The organism is Lactiplantibacillus sp. 3062, from assembly GCF_055413545.1.
The window spans coordinates 140252-156785 of the sequence record NZ_JBVAYE010000006.1; the positions used below are offsets into that span (position 1 = coordinate 140252).

Below are 16534 nucleotides of genomic sequence, written 5' to 3' on the forward strand. Positions count from 1 at the left end.
AAAACCGACCAACTTAATTATGAATTAATTAAGCTGGCCGGTTTTTAAATTTTCAGTCGATCATCAAGTTTACTGGTCTGTTACCCCCAAAAATTAATTATTGCCCGTTGCCGTACTATAACCATCTGTAGAAGAAGCAGTGCCACCGGTCGTTGTTGAAGACGTATCTCCATAATTCGTCGTTGAGCTACTATCGGTGTTTGCACTATAACTGTAGCTAGGCGTACTTGAGCTTGACGTTGCCGAGCTCGTGTCCGTATCGTTGCTATAACTATGCGTTGAAGCCGAACTACTGTTGTCACTACTTTCACTATAAGTCGAATATGATGAACTCGACGATGATTCTGGTTCACTATAGCTATACGTGCTCGAACTTGAGGTTGAAGACGATGCGTTATTCGCTTTCGCCAACTTCTTGCGATCCGTAATCAACTTCTGGTAATCATCGGCCGCTAACTGCGACTTTTTGCGATAAGCTTTCAGGTTTGCAAGTACTTTATCGACTGTCGTTGACGGGGTCGAAGCCTTGAGTTTATTTTTCTTGTTATATAATTTTTGAAAATCAGCATCATAGCTGACCACTTTCTTAACCGTTTTTCCCGTTGTCGTAAACAACTTGTCATACTTCTTAGCAAAGTACGGCTTACTACTCGTTAAGCCAGCAGTCGTCAACCGCTGCTGACCCTTAGTAATGGTGTCCATGGTCACGTCGGTCTTAAGTAACCCCTTAGCGTTGCGTAAATCTTGGTAACTAGTCCGGACCGTCAACATCTTAGCAGCCGTATCATGCTGTTTCTGCAAACGGGTCTTTTCACTTGAATCCTTCATATTATCAATATTATTTTGCAACTTGGTCAAAGTCGAGCTTGAGGCACTCGCCCGCAAGTCCCGTTGGGCTGATGATGTATAAACTTGGTCCACGATCTTTTCCGCATTGGTTCGTGCCGCAGCTTGAGTGGCTTGCCCATGGTTCCACATGAAGAAAGCTCCACCAGCAGCAACAACCAGAATCGCAACACCAGCCAACATCAACTTCCAGTTATAGCGCCGAGCTGGCTTCTTAAGATGTGGATTCTTTTCATCCGTTTCTAACTCAGAAAAGTCACGGTCGTCATCCGGCTGATCATCATGTGGTAGCCGCTGTTCTTCGTGCCGAGCGACCCGTGACATGGTTGGCTTATTGGGCTGCTTGCCACCGTTGGGCTGCTGATCACCATACAACTCTTCACGTGATAATGGTAACTCAGGCTGCGTGTCATCATCCGCTTGTTCCGTCCCCTTGACCGCAATCCGCGGTTGCTGTTTACGAGCAACCGGTGGAATATGATCAGCTGGGATGCGCCTTTCGACCTTCGGCTGTTTAGCAGCAGTCGCTTGCGGATCCTTAGCGGTTGTGGCCGTGGCCTGAGATACCGCAGCCTTTGATGTCGCTGACTTGGGGGCTGTGGACTTCGGGGCCGTGGATTGTGCTACCGCAGATGCGGCGGCCGCGGCACTCGATGTCGAAGCACTAGACTGTTGACTGTGCGTCTTGGCCTGACTGGCAGCTTCCTGACTAGCACGCCGGGCCATCCGCGTCATTGGAACTTCCGACGTTGCCGCCGACTGATGAACCTTGGTACTTGCTGTTGTTTTAGCCACACGCTTCTGATCAGACACTGCGGTGCTGGTTGCTTGTGACGCTTCCTTAGCGGCCCGCGCTGGTGCCGATTGAGCCGCACTAGCTGTCGTCGAAGCTGCGTGCTTGGAACGCTGGTCACTTACTGCCTGTGATGAGACCGCGCTGGCCGTCTTTGGCGCCGCCTGACTTGCTGTTGAGGCCGGTTTAGTTGCGGCGGACTTTTTAGTTATTTGCGCGGATTCCGCCTTTGACGACGACTGAGAACCAGCCGAGCCTTTTTGCTTAACCGCACTAGTCGCCCCATGCTTGACGGGTGCCGCCGATTGTTTTACAGCCTGGCGATTGTCTCCGGAATGGCGCGCTTTTTTAGCCACCTTTTCTGGTTCAATTACTGCGTCAACAGGTTGCTTTTCGGCACTGTTATTCGCCGTCGAGCGGGGAATATTGACCGTTGATTTTGTTTCGGCTTCGTCCGCCTTTGATGCGGCCGAGTCTTTCAGATCATAGGCCAAAGGGATCTGTTCATTATCTTGTTCAGTACTATCATCGTCGGGAATTGGCTCAGTAATCGAATTCCAGAGCCGTCTACCCAATCCTTCTTTTTTATTTTTTCTAGACAAAACCAACGCTCCTCGCCAATTTATAATTTACATTAGATTCCTGGTTAAGCGCCGACCAAAAATTTTTATCAATTTCGGTAAAATAACCATTAATAGTTAAATTATAGCATGGAATTGGTTACTGAGAAACCACTGGTCAAGCGGATTTGTGAATAACTGCCCAATACCTTAAATTAAGGTTAAAACTCTGCTATAATCGGCTTATCAAGATATTTGAAAGCGAGGAGTTCATATGGCTACTGCGAAAGTTATTTTTGCTACCATTACCGGTAACAACGAAGACGTTGCCGATATTATTACTGAAAAATTTGAAAAGCTTGGGGTCGATGTTGCCAAAGAAGAAATCTCGCAAGCCGACGCAACTGAATTCAACGATGTTGATATTTGTGTTGTCGTCCCTTACACCTACGATGAGGGCGCCCTCCCTGAAGAGGGACTCGACTTCTACGAGGACTTACAGGATTTGGATTTAACCGGTAAGATTTACGGCTGTGCCGGCTCTGGCGATACTTTCTATGATGATGATTATTGCCGCGCCGTCACCGATTTCAGTAACGCGTTGAAGAAGGCTGGGGCTACTCAGGGTGCCAAGGACGTGTTCGTTAACCTTGCACCAGAAGCTGATGATGTAAAAGCCCTGGATTCATTTACTGAACAACTCGTTGCTAAAGTTCAGTAACCTGACTAGTTTGATTGAGTGAATAGCAAAGAAACGCTTCAAGAATTCATGACTAATTCTTGAAGCGTTTCTTTTATTAACTGCTATCGACACATCATCCTGACGCTGATACCGAAAATCACAATCACCGTAATCACTTTTATTCAGTCCTTACGATTTCGAGCACGTTGTTTAATGGCGTTTCACACGCCGAAATCCGAGCCAACTACCGAACATGGTCAACCCCAATAGCACTGTTCCCATCACATTTGCACGACTTGGCGCTTCACCAGTTTGCGGTAAAGCCGATGTGCCGAGTTTGACCGTTACAGGCTGAACAGCTACCGAAGCTGATTCAGTCGGCCATGATTCTTGATGATGACCGCCAACGATAGTTTGCGCGTGTTGCAGACTAGCTGTGTTGGTCATCTGGCTCCGATGTGGCCATGAAGTGACTACTGATTTAGCCCCATTAGCCGTCGTTTGCATGCCAGAATTACGATCCGCACCCTTTCCATGATTCGTGCCAACCGCGGGTGTTGCGTCATCAATAACTGCATTTGCATCAACGTCAGCCGCATCACCCTCCATCTGGTCAGCATCATCCGTAGGTATTTCTGCTTGATCATCACCATCGATACTTCCAGTCGAGCCGCCGTTCACATCGTCATTGGTATTGGTAGCGCCTGGCTGTTCAGTATTCGTATCGCCATCGCTCGCCGCAACGACCGTGACTGTTGCCACGCGAGTGAAAACTTGACCACTCGCATCCGTATACTGATAAGTCACCTGGTAAACACCGGCTTGATTAGTATCGACCGTGCCAGTTACGACTAGGTCAGCAAGCGACAATTCACCGCCATTAACATCCGTAGCCAAGACTAAATTATCGCTTGGTTGCCACGACTCACCGACAGTAATAGTTGAATCATGAATCTGTAAATCGCTTTGGGATTCCGCCTGTTCGTCGGCCTCCTCGATAACCACCGTTACCGTCATCGTTGCCGTCACCAACTGACCAGTCTTGTCAGTAAATTGATACGTCAACCGATAGTCCCCGGCTGTAGTCCAATCTGGCGTTCCAACGACCTCAATGGCCGACCAGTCTAACGTTTGACCATCACTATCAGTGGCATTCTGAAAATTGCTTTGGGGCTGCCAAGTACTGGTTCCCTGCCCATCCGTATGCACCGTTGCGTGGTTTTGATATAAGTTCAAACTGGCTTGGTTTTCCTTAACAGTTACAGTAATCGTCTGCGTCTGACTACCATACGTGTAAGTAATCTGGTAATCACCCGGAACCATGGTGTTCACTTCACCTGTTATCGTCACATCGTTAAAGTCGATGGCGTGACCGTCTTTATCCGTCGCCCCGTCAAAACCGTCCTGCGCATGCCAAGTGCCACCAGCGTGTAACTCTGTATCATGGACAGTCAAACTTGTCTGGTCAGCTTTCACGATCACCAAAGCAGTGACCGTCTTACCTGCATACTTGAAAGTGACCTGGTAAGTACCCGGCTGACTTGTATTTACTCGGTCACCCGATAGTTTCACAGCCTGGGGATTAGCCACATAGAGGGCCTGAACATCGACTTTTTGACCAAATTGGTCGGTTAAACTCTCGATACTGTCCGTCCAGTTCCAATCATCGCCAACTTCCAGGGTAATGTCGTTGGCATCGATAACTGCTTGGTTTGCTTCCCAGATGTAGGTTCCAATCGGCGTATTTTTTCCTGAATACAGATTCATCAGTTCAGCACTAGTTAACCGTTGCTGGGGATTGGCTACATTTATCCAGTAACCGGTATATTGGTCATTAGCTTCAATGTCCATTAGCCCAACCGACTCGATTTTGGCTGGCGTCAAATCAGTATCCGGACCAAGTGTAATTTTTTGTAGACGCTCACATCCCGCAAACATGTCGAGATTTTGTTCAACGCGATGCAAATTAAAACCAGATAGATCCACCTCAGTTAAATTGGAACATCCTGAAAATAGCAAATGAATCCAAGTAACCTGATCTGTTTTGAACTGAGACCCGAATTTAACACTGGTTAAGTTGTGCATGTCCATAAACCAAGCAGCCATATTGTCAAGGCTATCAGTCTTCCATTTGGATAAGTCTAGCTCCGACAACCCCGTTTTGATAAACAAACCGCCTGCTTCTTTTAGGCTTTCAAAGTTCAAATTCTCGATACCAATAATACGAGTTAACTTTTCATTGGGACCAAACATGTAGTCCGCTTCACTTACTCGACGAGTGTCCCACCCTGAAATATTGATTGTCGTTAGTTGGCTAGTCCCTGGAGAATTGAAAAACAGGTAAGACATATCAGTCACATTTCCCACCTGCCAGCTGCTCAAATCTAGCTCCTTAACATGCGTATTTTCTGAAAAGAAATATCTTAAATCCGTCGCAGAACTAACATCAATTTTTTCAAACCCTTCATAGTGTTCAACATTCGTCAAATTTTCAAAGAAGCCCCCACTATCACCTATAATGCGAATTGGCTTTGAAATCACAACTTTAACTATTTGTAACACCCACGATTTTGATTGCCACGGACTATCCCCATAGCAATCGTAAATATCGCCACCGTCCAACACTAACACACCAGAATCCGCGTCAAAATGCCATTTAATGCCATCGGCGTTGTAACCAGCACCCCAGATGCCGGCCATCGAGTCATCGTCTTCCATATCATCGTTGCGATAACCATCCGTGAGATGTGGGCGTTCTGGATTTCGAATCACGCCAGCCAAATCACCGCTTCCCCGCTCATTGATGGTTTCCGTTTTATGCTGCGACGACAAGACTTTTGCAGTACTATCCGTGTCAATATCTTGCGACTGCTCGTCGGCACTAACCGGCTGTTCAGAATCATCAGTTGTCGATTGGTTCGGATGCGTATCAAGTGTTGCAGTATGTTCGTCTGACGGAACGGGGGTCTCACTGTCAACTTGATCCGTGACCGGTACACTGACCTGATCAGAATTCGCATGCTCATCATCAGATTGATTGACAATCTCATCAGTATACTGTTCTTCAGCGGCCTGCACTTTAATTGGTTGAGCTTCAGTTACCAGTTCACTCATTGCGGATTCATCCATGGCGTCCGTTACTGGGGATTGCTGCTCAGCGTTACCTTCAGACAAAGTTGCCACTGCCGGTTCAGTCAATGCTTCTACGTGTGTTGATTCATCTGCTCGTCCCGTCACCACATTCATGTTCAACGTAACGAGCGTGATTCCAGCGAACAACCACGCCTTACCACTCTTGTACATCTTGTACCGTTTCTTCACTTGTTCCATTAATTTCTCACTCCTTTATTAATTAACCTTGCCGACGTTTAATGCCGACGATGCTGGCTAAACCAGTCACCATTAACATCATGAGTCCCAGCAACCCGAAGCGATTAACTTGTTCGCTAGTTTGCGGTAGCTCACCAGCTACTGACGCTGGATGGCTGACTGGGGCCATAGTCACTTCCGGTTTAGCTGTATCAGCCTTAGCATAACGTTTAGCATCAATTCCGTCCTCATTGCGTTCAGCCGTATTCAGTTTCAAGTTATCACGAAACACCGTGGTCACTTGCTTCTCTAAACCACCGTTAAATTCTGGTCGCACTATCGTGTCTGCTTGCTCCCTTTGACTGCTGGAACCAGCGTTTGCGCCCGTTAAACCACTGCTAGGATCACTAGTATCAGGGTGTTCAGTAGTTCCCGGTTGTTCTGATTGTTCAGGAACTTCCGGCAGTTCTGGTTGATCAGGTGTCCCTGGCGCTGACGGTTCCCCTGGTGTTTCGGGGGTTTCAGGGGTTTCAGGGGTTTCAGGCTGTTCGGGTGTTCCTGGTTCTTCCGGTAACTCCGGTTCAGCTGGTTCTCCCGGTAACGGCGTTTCACCATTGCCAGCACCTTCGACTACCGTAATGGTGGCTGTTTGAGTCCACTGCAGGCCATTGGCGTTCGTGTATTGATACGTGATTTCATAAGTACCGGGTTGCGTCGTGTCAACGTCACCAATCACAACTAAGTCCGCTAGTGTTAATGGCCGTCCCGTCGCATCACTGGCACTTACGAAGTTGTCTGCCGCCTGCCAGTGGTCGCCAACTGTCACCGTTGTATCTTGAACAACCATTTCTGTCAGGTCTTCAACGTCAGCCTCTTGTTCAGTCACCGTGACGGTCGTTGTCGCCGTGACTAACTGTCCGGTCAAGTCAGTGAACTGATAAACGACCTCATATGTCCCCGGCCGTGTTAAGTCTGGTTCTCCAAGCACCGTCACGTTCTGCCATTCCACTGAACGGCCATCTGCATCCGTTGCACTCGCAAAATTATCCCGTGGGCGCCAGACAGCGCTTCCCGTTGCGGGATCAATTTCAACCGCAACTTCTTGCGCATGCAAATTTAGTTGACTTTGATTAGCCACAACCGTGACAACCACGTTTGTTTGCCGACCCGCATAAGTTAGTATCACGTGATACGACCCTGGCCGGCTGGTGTCAACAGGCTCACCGCTAACTGTCACCGCTTGGGGGTCTGTACTGAACAAGACTCCTGGATCAACTAACTGGCCATTTTGATCAACTAGTTGCGCAATATTTTGTGTCCAGTCCCATTTTTGATTCAAGAAGAGCGTGCTGTCTTTACCGGTAATCGCGGCCGCAGAGACGGTTTCCCAGACAAACGTCGCCGTGTCAGCGTGGTTTCCCGAATATTGCGCCAGGAGTTCAGCACTCGTAAACGTTTGCGAGCTATCAGCTACGTTGACCCATTTGCCGGTATATTTGCTATTCTTAGGCACTTCCGGTAAATCAACTAAGGGTTGCGTGCCGTGTTGACTAAAATCAAGTCCCGGACCAAGTGTCAACGTTTGCAAACTTGTCAAACCAGCTAGCATTTGCCAGTTTTGTTCAACACTCTGCATATTGAAATGGGACAAGTCGAGCACCTTTAGTTTGGCATCATCATTAAACAAACTATTGATTTGAGTGACTTTAGCGACGGTAAACTGCGTACCGAATTCGATACGCTCCAAATCGGACATCTGCGCAAAGGCACCATCGATTTCAACCAGGCTGGCTGAATCAAAGCTCGTCAGATTCAAGTGACGGACGCCTGTGCGCGCAAACATGTTAGCCATCGTCGTCACACTGCGCGTATCCCAGTCAGTCAAACCGTCAATAGTTCGAAGTTGGCCGTTGAACTGGAACATATTTTGCATGTTGGCGACATTATGAGTATCCCAGCCACTGAGATTAAGGTATTTAAGTTCAGTACCCATGAAGTTCCCCATAAACATGTTCACCATTGTGGTCACATTGCCGACTTGCCAAGCACTCAAGTCCAGTCGCTCTAGCGAGGTATTTTCTTTGAACAGAGACTGCATGTTGGTCACAGCACTGGTATCAATCTTTTCTAACCCTTCGTAACGCGTCACGCTGTCAAGATTCGCAAACAGACTATTCATGTTAGTACCGGCAACAATTTTGTCAGCAATCACGATACACTTGATCATCGGCGCCCAAGACTTGCGACGCCAAGGATTATCCCCATAACTGTTATTTAACGTTCCCCCGTTCAGCGTTAGCGTGCCTGTACTGGCATCAAAGTGCCAATCAACGCCAAAGTTACCAGACATTTCATCCTCATCCGCCCTAGTCACAGCACGAGTATCAACGTGCTGTGACTCCACCTTAAGGTCATCTACCAGCTGATGCTGCTCAACATGTTGCAAGTCAGCGGCGGGTTTACGTTCTGACGCGTCAGCAGTATCGAGTAATAACTGTTCACTCGCTTCAGGCTGTTGTTCACTAACAGTCGATTCTGCGGCATTACTGAACAGATCGTCAGTCCGTGATGCTTCATAACTGTTCGTCGCGGGCGCTACCGTGTTTAGTCCGTTCACTGCTGCCATCGAATCAGCGGCTACCTCACTATTGGGCGCGCCAGATGTCCCGTTCAACGCAGCCGTTGATGCAGCGGATTGCGGCTCGTCATTAGTAGCTGGCTGTGCATCGATTACCGTCTGATTAGTAATCGAAGCGTTCTCATCATTAGCCACGACAACGTTATCCGTTTTAGAAACCGAACTTGCCAGTGTTTGATTGCTGCTACCTTGATTTTGAATTGACACACCGTTAGTCGCTACGACACTCGTTTCGCTAGTCGATGCAGATGTTGGTTCATCCGCATGTGCGGTTAACAGTTGAGTATTCAACAATAATAGTGAAGCGCTCGCAAACAACCACATCTTGCCACTTTTATACATTTTATAACATTTCACTTCTGATTCACGGTAATTGATAGTAATTCCCCATTTCTTCAAAAACAACCTAACTGACCTAACGATTAATCTCATTAAATAAAGTGTTCTTACTATATTTGATTATCGTGTTTAACTAGTACATCATTTACGATTTTTAAATATACCATGGTACCCTCATAATGCTCAACTGATTATCACAATTCTAATTAACCTGTTATCATTATGATTAATCCGCTTGTTTATCGCAAAAATATAATTATCAACTCCCTATTTCTGCAATCGTTTTCATCGTGGTGATTCATTAATTCTGGTCGTTTTAGTATTCGACCACCACTATTCGTTCACCATACTGACAGTTGCATCATGCACCGGTCAGCTGTCACCATGGCGACTGACCAGTGTCTTCCAGTAATCCCCGGCCATCAAAAAAGCCTTGAGCAATATTACTGCTCAAGACCTGGTTTACCCATTCTAATAGCGTATTTCCCTAATTTGAATCGAAAGACTCCCCCCGCGTAATCATGAGCTAGTAGATACGATAATTGTCACTCGGCCCCGAGTCATTTGGATCGTCGTTTCACAACGATTTGTCGAATCGCATTATAAACTAGCTCAACGATGACAAACAGCACCGTGATACCCACAATATCAATTAAATACGAACTAAGTCGATAGCCCACCTTGCCGATCCACAAATCATACGGCCCTTGAATCAGTAAGAAATAGATGACTAACGTTTCAAAAATCGTCCGGGTATGCCGCCAAAACGATCGCCATTGCATTGATTTCACGCCCCTTCAAGTGGTGCCAACATTTGTAACGCCTGTTTGACCTGACTCACTGCTAATTGACTTTGATCACCGACCCGGCCGACGTGTCCAAAGGCAACTGCCGACCCCGTCAACTGACTACAGACACTGTTATAACGACCAAACTTGCCCATCGCCGTTGCCACGATTGGCACAACTAATTGCTGCCGTGCTTGCTCAGTTGCCGCCATTAATGCCAACACCGTCTGTGCATCATGTCCAGCCACTGTCACCCGCACGACATCAGCACCAGTTGCTGCTAATTCGTGATAAGTCGCCAATAAATCGTCAGTTGTTGCTGTCGTGACGGTCTGGCTCGCAATTAACCGAATTTCGTTGGCACGCATCTGTTTGGTCAACGTCATAAAATCTGGCTGATTGACCATGGCTAAGTCAATATCCACGCCAGCCACGCTTCGATTATTCACTAATGTTTGATAAGTTTGATAATATTCGGTCACTTCAGCTGGATCGTTTGCCAGCCCAAACATGGCAATTAATGGAATCGTCCCCAAAACTTGTTGCAATTGGGCCGCTGTATTGACTAACTCCGCACGGTTATCCAATTCCTGATAAGGATCTAACCGCCAAACAACAATTTGTGCCACCGAAGTTAAAATCTGCCCCGCTTTACGCAAGAGGTCCTCCCGTGTGGCCCCCGCTAAAACAACACCAATCTTAGGCATCCCTGTCGCTAACGTTAACTCCCCAACTGTAACTTCTTTCAAGACCATTCCTGCTTTCATTTTCATTCGAACAATGCGCGTCCGTTGCCGTTAAATTTTATCTCCTCTTAACAATAGCAAATTTTCGCTGTTTTGACACTCAAAATTCATTTTTTGACTTAAAATTTAAAGCGCTTTTAATATTAACTTGTTAATACTGGCATCGCTTTCAGTTTGGCCTTACAATTAAGCATACTTTAGCTCACAAAGGAGTTCAACATGGAAAACGAAAAACAACTTCGATGGTCCAACATTGCTTTAATTGCATTCGTGGCGGTCTGGGGCCTAGGTAACGTTGTCAATAACTTTGCGTTACAAGGGCTTTCAGTCGTCACTTCTTGGATTTTAATCATGATTATTTATTTTATTCCCTACACCTTGATTGTGGGTCAACTGGGTTCGACCTTTAAGGATGCTGAGGGGGGCGTCTCATCTTGGATTCGAGCAACGAGTACCAAGCGCCTAGCTTACTATGCTGCCTGGACTTATTGGATCGTGCACATTCCGTACTTAGCACAAAAACCCCAAGGGATTCTAATTGCATTCAGCTGGCTGTTCCGCGGTAATGGGAACTTCGTCAACACGACACCTGCGTTAGTCGTTCAAGCCATTTGTTTAGTGCTATTCTTATTCTTCCTCTGGATTGCTTCATTGGGACTAACGACACTGAAACGCATCGGGAGTGTTGCTGGTACGGGGATGTTCATCATGTCGATTTTATTCATCATCTTGGCCGTATCAGCACCGTTTATGACCAAGGCGACTGTTCAGACACCGAACATGTTTTCACTCAAGTCCTACTTACCTAAGTTTGACTTTACCTACTTTACGACCGTTTCAATGTTAGTCTTCGCGGTCGGGGGATCTGAAAAGATTTCGCCGTACGTTAATAAAACCAAGAATCCGGGACGTGAGTTTCCGTTAGGCATGTTAGTGCTCGCAGGTATGGTCGCAATCTGTGCCCTGCTGGGTTCATTTGCCATGGGGATTCTGTTTAACTCCAAGCACATTCCCGCTGATTTGATGGCCAACGGTGCTTACTACGCGTTTCAACGACTAGGTGCCTTCTACCACGTGGGCAATCTGTTCTTGATCCTCTACGCAATTGCCAATGTGCTTGCCCAAATCTCCGCCTTAGCGTTCTCAATCGATGCGCCATTGAAGATTTTGCTTGGTGATGCCGACCCTGAATTTATTCCCAAAAAATTAAGTAAAATGAACAAGAAGGATGTGCCCGTCAACGGTTACATCTTAACTGGGGTTTTGGTCAGCATTCTCATTATCATTCCTGCATTAGGGATTGGAAACATGAATGAACTCTTTAATTGGTTATTGAACTTAAATTCGGTCGTAATGCCGATGCGCTACCTGTGGGTCTTTCTAGCTTACATGCTACTCAACAAGCACTTAAAGGAATTCAAGAGTGATTACAAGTTCCTGAAAAACCCAGTCGCTGGCCGTTTGGTCGGTGCTTGGTGCTTCCTGTTTACAGCATTTGCTTGCATCCTCGGAATGGTTCCAAAGACTTCCTACGCTAGCAATCCTAGCAGTTGGCTCTTCCAACTGACTTTAAATATTCTAACGCCAATTATCTTTGTTGCCTTAGGGATGATTTTGCCGATGATTGCTCGTCGTCATCGCACTAAAGCCGCTTAGTGCGTCACCGATCTTTGCGCCCGCATCGTCGCTCTACGCCTGCGGACTCACTGACTTTTTTGTAACGTTGATCGATAATCTATTCGCCACCGCTGACAGCGCAAAAAACTGTCAGCGGTGGTTTTGATATTACCAACCGTTGCTAGTAGGCATGCGTGTTCACATAGAATTTCAGTCACTAATTTGCGGCTCACAATCTTACACTTTTTACACGTTTAGCGGTATGATGCTTAGTGAATATAGTCAATCCAAATTTACCAAGCAGTCGCTCTTCAAGGAGGTTCTTATTTATGGCTACCGTCGACGCTCTCGACATGTTTTTGACCGATTATGCCAATATCTCTCGTTACCTGAATACTCGCTTAAATTCACTACTGGCCACGCAACATCTTACCTTTGACGCTTTTTTAATCATGCATGAAATAGGTCAAAGCCCCCAGCCACTATTATTAATGGAGATCGCACATCAGCACCATGTCTCACGCAGCGCAATCTCACGCCAAATCGGAGTCCTCCTCAAACATCGATACATTGAGCAACAGGCTAATGCCACTGATCGCCGCCAAAAAGGACTTTCCTTAACGGCTACCGGCCGTCACCTAGATCAGCAACTAATGGCCACCATGCACAAAACGGTTCACCAGTGGACGACTCAATTGGGCCCGCAACGGGTGAAGACCCTGCTAGGCATCTTCACTGACTTTAACGAGCAAATTATCAATAATGAGGTTCCCGCCAGCGATTAATAACCAGCCATCCTCAGCTTCATCATTCGGCATTAGTCGTAACGTGCCCCATTTTAGTAAGCTGATTTTTATTCGTCGCCATTTCAAGTTACGGCTTTTAAAGGCCTTAATCAAAAAACGGCGCCATGGACGCTAGTGATTCTAGCGTCCATGGCGTCGTTAATTTTCAGTTACAATCAAAGCAGCTTACACTACGGTACGTTCGTCCGCGACTTGGCCGGCTCTGCCGCTAGTCATCTGCATGCACGTCAAAGGCATGCAACAACTGTTCTGAAACCCCTGGCGCATCTGGGTCGTGGTGACCTTTACCGGTATCTAAAGCTCGTAATTGGGCCATCTCAGTCGAAGTTAATTCAAAGTCGAAGATATCCCGATTACTCTTGATCCGTGCACTGTGCACTGATTTAGGAAAGACGATCACGCCTTCTTGATGTTCAAATCTAAGAATGATTTGACCAGCATCCTTATGATACTTAATAGCCAATTGTTGAATGATTGGTTCTTTGAATAATGCTTGATTGCCCTGACCCAAGGGCGCCCAAGCTTCTAATTTAACATCTTGTGCCGCGAGTAATTGGCGCAAGGGTTGTTGCTGAAAGTACGGGTTAAATTCAACCTGATTGACTGCAGGGATCGTTTCAAATTGTGGCACAAATTTTTGCCACAACGTTGGTGTCATATTGGAAACACCGATCGACTTTAATTTCCCGGCCTTTTGGGCTGCTTCCATTGCTTGCCATGCACCCGGAACATCGCCATAAGGTTGATGAATTAAGTACAAGTCAATATAGTCTAGTCGCAACTTAGTTAACGAACGATCGATGGCGCGACTGGCTGCGTCAAAGCCGTAGTCTTGGAGCCAAAGTTTACTCGTCACCCAGATTTGGTCCCGTGGAATCCCACTATCCTTAATAGCTTGACCAACTTCGTCTTCGTTAAAATAGGCCACGGCTGTGTCAATGTGTCGATAACCAATCGCCAATGCTTCTTTGACTGCTTGATAAGTGGAACCGTCGTCTGGAATCTGGAAAGTGCCAAACCCAATTGCTGGAATCGCGCGGCCATCATTTAGCGTAATAGTTGGTGTTTTTGTCATTAATAATCACTCCTTAACTTATTCATGTAATTGTCGTAAACTAGCGCCAAAAATCTGTTCAATTGTCACAGGATCACGATGATCAAAGAACTGACTGACGCCCTGATCAAGTTCGGCCATTGCTGACATTTCTGCAGCTGTTAATTCAAAATCAAAAACAGCGATATTCTCAGCCATACGTTCAGGATGCACTGATTTTGGAATCACCGTAATCCCGCGTTGCAACAGCCAACGTAAGATGACTTGTCCGGTCGTCTTACCATGGGCCTGTGCGATAGTTTGAATACTTGGATTACTGAAAATCGCATGCTTACCTTCTGCAAACGGTGCCCAAGCTTCAACCCGTACGTGTTCATCTTGATTAAAGCGGACCTCGTCTGCTTGCTGGTACCATGGATTGACCTCGATTTGATTGACAGCTGGTTGCACGGACATGGTCAGTTCCAAGTTCTTTAGCTGATCCGCATAAAAATTGGAAACACCAATTGCGCGAATCTTACCAGCATGGTAAGCCTCTTCTAAAGCACGCCAAGCACCCATCACATCGCCATAAGGTTGGTGCAAAAGATACAAGTCCAAGTAGTCTACGCCTAAACGTTGTAATGACGCATCAATACCTTGCTTTGCACGTTCATAGGTGAATTCTGAGACCCACAGCTTGGAAGTGACAAAGAGTTCATCACGTCTAAGACCACTCTTTTGAATTGCCCGCCCCACTGCGGTTTCATTTTGGTATGCCGTTGCCGTATCAATTAAACGGTAACCAGCCTTTAAGGCCGCGGTCACCGCTGCTTCACATTCATTCAGGTCAGGGACTTGGAACACGCCGAATCCCAATTGGGGCATAACCACACCATTGTTTAATTTCGTTGTTGGAACCATCACGCATCAACCTTTCACTATTTGATTACAATAACAAGCATACCCGCAAACCTAATACTTGAAAATTACTACTTATTCATACTAGTATACATATAGTGCATACTAGTAACGGAGGTTCCTGATGATTGAAAATTATTTACTAGAAGAGCTGATCACATTCGCCCACGAGCACACGCTGGCTAAGACCGCGGCCGCATTAAACGTGACGCAACCAACTATCACTCGCGGCATGCAGAAATTGGAAACGATGCTCGCTGTTCGCTTATTTGATCGTCAACCCAATCGAATTACACTGACGCCCACTGGCCAGTTAGCCGCTCAGGAAGCTGAACAATTATTGACACAACAACGGACTTTTGTAACCAAAATACAAAACTACGAGCAAAGCTTAGTCACACGTACCGTCGAAACCACCCTACCTGGTCCACTTGCCTTACTCACCCATCTCAAAACGGTATTACCTAATTCGCTGCGAGTAAGGCAACCATTGATTGCCGACGACCAAATCACTGAGCATCTCATTAACCGCCAGGCAAGTTTCATTTTCTCTAATCAGGAAATTCTGACGGCCGGCATTGAATCTCGCTTCATCGGTACTGAAAATCTCGTGGTCCATTTACAGCGATTCATGTACCGTGCGAACCAACCTAGCATCACGTTCGCCGAACTTAAGGGAATTAGCTTCGTGGTTCTAAGCGCAATCGGTATTTGGAAAGATATTATTCAGCAGGCCATCCCAGATGCTAAATTCTTATACCAACCCCAACGCACGGCCTTTACAGAAATCACTAAATACTCTGATTTTCCGTACTTCAGTACTAACTTTACCGCATTGGCGCCTCACCAGCTGGATAGCCAAGCCGATGATGACAATCGAGTCGCTATCCCGATTAGCGATACTCGTGCTCACATGCCAATCTATGTCAATTATCTTGTTAGCAATCGACAATCATTAATGCCCCTATTCAAGCAATTTGAAGCCGCGTGGCCAGCCAATCTCAAGCATACTTCCACGTCCTAGCAGCTAACATAATTAAGCCGTTCGGTCTAAAACTGCAAAATGAAGTGTTACGCTCAATCACAGGGGGTATATACTGGTTGAAGCTCGCCCTCCCAGTTCTTGATAGCAAAAGAGGTCCACACGCTCGCTTAGCTAATCTAATGCGAGCGTGTGGACCTCTTTTCATATTAAGTTTGGTTCGTTCAAGTCTTAATCTTAAACATGGACCCTAATGTGATGATTAGTTGCAGAAAAAACAGTTAAACAAGCATTCCACGCCAATCATCTTCTAACAGCAAGCCGTTTAGCAGATTTGAACTGCCGACCTCTTCCTTACCATGGAAGTGCTCTACCTGCTGAGCTAAAACGGCGTTAATTGACCCTATCCAGTATACCAAAAGCATGTTTAAATTCAAACTGTACTGGTTGACATTCAACGTAAAAAAAAGGAAC

11 protein-coding genes and 1 tRNA gene are annotated in these 16534 nt (G+C 46.4%); 4 read left to right on the forward strand and 8 right to left on the reverse strand.

The window, feature by feature from the left end:
• Positions 1 to 93: 93 nt before the first annotated feature.
• Complete coding sequence (locus tag ACWQAU_RS10015) at positions 94 to 2247, reverse strand: hypothetical protein (protein ID WP_027821831.1); 2154 nt, start codon at positions 2245 to 2247, stop codon at positions 94 to 96.
• Positions 2248 to 2473: 226 nt separating this feature from the next.
• Between ACWQAU_RS10015 and ACWQAU_RS10020 the strand changes: the two genes are divergently transcribed.
• The gene (locus ACWQAU_RS10020) at positions 2474 to 2920 is read left to right on the forward strand and encodes a flavodoxin (protein ID WP_027821830.1); all 447 of its coding nucleotides are present in this window, start codon (positions 2474 to 2476) and stop codon (positions 2918 to 2920) included.
• A 171-nt stretch (positions 2921 to 3091) separates the two neighbouring features.
• On the opposite strand, the gene ACWQAU_RS10025 is transcribed toward ACWQAU_RS10020, so the two are convergent.
• The 4 genes from ACWQAU_RS10025 to ACWQAU_RS10040 all read right to left on the reverse strand — a co-directional run bounded on the left by ACWQAU_RS10025 (position 3092) and on the right by ACWQAU_RS10040 (position 10728).
• The gene (locus ACWQAU_RS10025) at positions 3092 to 6211 is read right to left on the reverse strand and encodes a bacterial Ig-like domain-containing protein (RefSeq protein ID WP_027821829.1); all 3120 of its coding nucleotides are present in this window, start codon (positions 6209 to 6211) and stop codon (positions 3092 to 3094) included.
• A 22-nt stretch (positions 6212 to 6233) separates the two neighbouring features.
• On the reverse strand, positions 6234 to 9260 hold the full coding sequence (locus ACWQAU_RS10030) for a BspA family leucine-rich repeat surface protein (RefSeq protein WP_079111835.1): 3027 nt from the start codon (positions 9258 to 9260) through the stop codon (positions 6234 to 6236).
• Between the two features lie 467 nt (positions 9261 to 9727).
• Positions 9728 to 9949 carry a hypothetical protein gene (locus tag ACWQAU_RS10035; protein ID WP_003642528.1) on the reverse strand — a complete coding sequence of 74 codons (222 nt, stop codon included), beginning with the start codon at positions 9947 to 9949 and terminating at the stop codon, positions 9728 to 9730.
• 5 nt (positions 9950 to 9954) lie between these two features.
• Positions 9955 to 10728 (reverse strand): type I 3-dehydroquinate dehydratase, encoded by a 774-nt coding sequence (locus ACWQAU_RS10040; RefSeq protein WP_003645829.1) that lies wholly within the window; start codon positions 10726 to 10728, stop codon positions 9955 to 9957.
• A 192-nt stretch (positions 10729 to 10920) separates the two neighbouring features.
• On the opposite strand from ACWQAU_RS10040, the gene ACWQAU_RS10045 reads away from it, so the two are divergent.
• Both ACWQAU_RS10045 and ACWQAU_RS10050 read left to right on the forward strand, forming a co-directional pair.
• Positions 10921 to 12357: an APC family permease gene (locus tag ACWQAU_RS10045; protein ID WP_024002705.1), complete on the forward strand. Its 1437-nt coding sequence runs from the start codon at positions 10921 to 10923 to the stop codon at positions 12355 to 12357.
• A 290-nt stretch (positions 12358 to 12647) separates the two neighbouring features.
• A complete protein-coding gene (locus ACWQAU_RS10050) occupies positions 12648 to 13103 on the forward strand; it encodes a MarR family winged helix-turn-helix transcriptional regulator (protein WP_015380772.1) in 456 nt (151 codons plus the stop codon).
• A gap of 229 nt (positions 13104 to 13332) precedes the next feature.
• Here ACWQAU_RS10050 and ACWQAU_RS10055 read toward each other — a convergent pair whose 3' ends face one another.
• Both ACWQAU_RS10055 and ACWQAU_RS10060 read right to left on the reverse strand, forming a co-directional pair.
• Positions 13333 to 14199 (reverse strand): aldo/keto reductase, encoded by an 867-nt coding sequence (locus ACWQAU_RS10055; RefSeq protein ID WP_003642523.1) that lies wholly within the window; start codon positions 14197 to 14199, stop codon positions 13333 to 13335.
• Between the two features lie 18 nt (positions 14200 to 14217).
• A complete protein-coding gene (locus ACWQAU_RS10060) occupies positions 14218 to 15081 on the reverse strand; it encodes an aldo/keto reductase (protein ID WP_003642522.1) in 864 nt (287 codons plus the stop codon).
• Between the two features lie 121 nt (positions 15082 to 15202).
• Here ACWQAU_RS10060 and ACWQAU_RS10065 point away from each other — a divergent pair, with 121 nt between their 5' ends.
• Positions 15203 to 16102, forward strand: a complete 900-nt coding sequence (locus tag ACWQAU_RS10065) for a LysR family transcriptional regulator (RefSeq protein WP_003642521.1) — start codon at positions 15203 to 15205, stop codon at positions 16100 to 16102.
• Between the two features lie 277 nt (positions 16103 to 16379).
• On the opposite strand, the gene ACWQAU_RS10070 is transcribed toward ACWQAU_RS10065, so the two are convergent.
• Positions 16380 to 16452, reverse strand: a tRNA-Thr gene (locus ACWQAU_RS10070).
• Between the last annotated feature and the right edge of the window lie 82 nt (positions 16453 to 16534).

Coding starts and splice junctions, on each gene's coding strand:
- ACWQAU_RS10020 (WP_027821830.1), top strand. CDS start 2,474: ATGGCTACTGCGAAAGTTATTTTTGCTACCATTACCGGTAACAACGAA.
- ACWQAU_RS10025 (WP_027821829.1), bottom strand. CDS start 6,211: ATGGAACAAGTGAAGAAACGGTACAAGATGTACAAGAGTGGTAAGGCG.
- ACWQAU_RS10030 (WP_079111835.1), bottom strand. CDS start 9,260: ATGAGATTAATCGTTAGGTCAGTTAGGTTGTTTTTGAAGAAATGGGGA.
- ACWQAU_RS10035 (WP_003642528.1), bottom strand. CDS start 9,949: ATGCAATGGCGATCGTTTTGGCGGCATACCCGGACGATTTTTGAAACG.
- ACWQAU_RS10040 (WP_003645829.1), bottom strand. CDS start 10,728: ATGAAAATGAAAGCAGGAATGGTCTTGAAAGAAGTTACAGTTGGGGAG.
- ACWQAU_RS10045 (WP_024002705.1), top strand. CDS start 10,921: ATGGAAAACGAAAAACAACTTCGATGGTCCAACATTGCTTTAATTGCA.
- ACWQAU_RS10050 (WP_015380772.1), top strand. CDS start 12,648: ATGGCTACCGTCGACGCTCTCGACATGTTTTTGACCGATTATGCCAAT.
- ACWQAU_RS10055 (WP_003642523.1), bottom strand. CDS start 14,199: ATGACAAAAACACCAACTATTACGCTAAATGATGGCCGCGCGATTCCA.
- ACWQAU_RS10060 (WP_003642522.1), bottom strand. CDS start 15,081: ATGGTTCCAACAACGAAATTAAACAATGGTGTGGTTATGCCCCAATTG.
- ACWQAU_RS10065 (WP_003642521.1), top strand. CDS start 15,203: ATGATTGAAAATTATTTACTAGAAGAGCTGATCACATTCGCCCACGAG.